Below are 1,739 nucleotides of genomic sequence, written 5' to 3' on the forward strand. Positions count from 1 at the left end.
GCCACGCCAGCGCCACCTCTGCCGGTTTCACGCCCTGCTCGTCCGCGACCGCCACCAGGGTATCGATAATCCGCATCCCGCGTGGATTCAGATACTTACCAATCCCGCTTCCGCGCTGGCTCTGCGCCAGATCCGACGGCTGGCGGTACTTACCGGTTAAGAACCCAGAGGCCAGGCTGTAGTAGGTCACCACCCCGATATCGCGGCTGACGCAGAGATCGCACAGCGCGCCTTCAAACGCGGAGCGGTGGTAGAGGTTATATTCTGGCTGCAGCACCTGCCAGGCAGGCAAGCCGCCTTTACGCGCTACCTCCAGCGCCCCCGCCAGCTGCATCGCATCCAGGTTAGAGGCCCCCATCGCGCGGATTTTCCCGGCCTGCTGCAGGCTGTGGAAAGCCTCCAGCGTTTCCGCCACCGGGGTTTGCGGATCCGGCCAGTGGGAGAAATAGAGGTCAATATAGTCGGTATTAAGGCGGCGCAGGGAGTCGTCGACCGCCTGTTGGATCCAGGCTTTGCTGAGCCCTTTATGGCCGGGAAGGCCTAAATCGGAGCCGACTTTGGTGAAGATTTTGACCTTATCACGCATGCCGGGGCGCGCCTGCAGCCAGCGGCCGATGATGGTTTCGGATTCGCCGCCCTGGTTACCGTCCGCCCAGCGGGAATAAACATCCGCCGTATCGATAGCGTCAAATCCGTGGTCAACAAAAGCATCAAGAAGAGCAAAACTGGTTTTTTCATCGATGGTCCAGCCAAAGACGTTGCCGCCAAAGACTAATGGGGCGATGGAAAATCCGGTTTTGCCCAAGGGACGTGTCATCATGCCGAGTACTCCTTAGCTTATATTCTGCTTCCCTCAGGTAACCGCAGGGGTCAGGAGAGGAGGTGATTGGATAATCAGAAAAGGAATCTTACGGCGGGCATTCCATGCCCGCAGGTACACTCAGACATTATGTCCCGGAATAAACATCAAAGCTAAAATATTTGCCAGCTAATTTTTTATAGGTGCCGTCGGCAAGAATCTTCGCAATCGCGCCGTTAATTTCCTGACGCAGTGCCTCATCGTCTTTACGCAAGCCGATCGCCGCCCCGGCGCCAAACAGCGTATCGTCCTGCAGATGGCCGCCGACAAAGGCGAATTCCTTACCCTGCGGCTGCTGCAGGAAGCTGTAGTCGGCCATCATCCCGGAGAGCACCGCGCCGTCGATGCGCCCGGACTCCAGGTCACGCACCACGCTATCGGCCCCCTGGTAAGCCACAATGTTAATCCCCTGCGGCCGCCAGTGCTGGTTAACATAAGTCTCCTGCGCCGAGCCCTGCTCCACACCGATGGTTTTGCCCTTCAGCTGTTCCGGCGTATTGCCCTGCAGGGTATTTTTACGCGCCACGAGGAACACCGGCCCGTTATATAGCTTGTCGCTAAAGGCAATCTGCTCTTTGCGCTTCTCGGTCATGTACATCCCGGAAAGGATCGCGTCGAATTTACGCGCCTTCAGCGCCGGGATTATGCCGTCGAAATTGCTTTCTACCCACACGCATTTCGCCTGCAACTGCTGGCAAATGGCGTTGCCTAAATCGATATCAAACCCCGCCAGCTTGCCCTGCGGATCTTTCCATTCAAACGGCGCGAAAGTCGGGTCGACGCCGAAGCGGATCTCCTTTCCCCCTTCGGCCAGCGCCGACGTCGACGCCATTAATGCCAGCCATAGCAACAGTGATTTTTTCATTCGCGTTCTTCTCCT

At 57.5% G+C, this 1,739-nt stretch carries 2 protein-coding genes; both read right to left on the minus strand.

What is annotated here, in order from left to right; genetic code table 11:
• A partial coding sequence (locus CWM53_RS23320) for an aldo/keto reductase (RefSeq protein ID WP_100750889.1) occupies nt 1–820 on the minus strand: 820 nt, incomplete at its 3' end.
• 127 nt (nt 821–947) lie between these two features.
• Nucleotides 948–1,724, minus strand: a complete 777-nt coding sequence (locus tag CWM53_RS23325; protein ID WP_074386652.1) for an ABC transporter substrate-binding protein — start codon at nt 1,722–1,724, stop codon at nt 948–950.
• Nucleotides 1,725–1,739 lie beyond the last annotated feature (15 nt).

It is taken from the genome of Klebsiella sp. A-Nf5, assembly GCF_002810545.1.
Taxonomy (GTDB): Bacteria; Pseudomonadota; Gammaproteobacteria; order Enterobacterales; family Enterobacteriaceae; genus Klebsiella; species Klebsiella variicola.

Coding starts and splice junctions, on each gene's coding strand:
- CWM53_RS23325 (WP_074386652.1), bottom strand. CDS start 1,724: ATGAAAAAATCACTGTTGCTATGGCTGGCATTAATGGCGTCGACGTCG.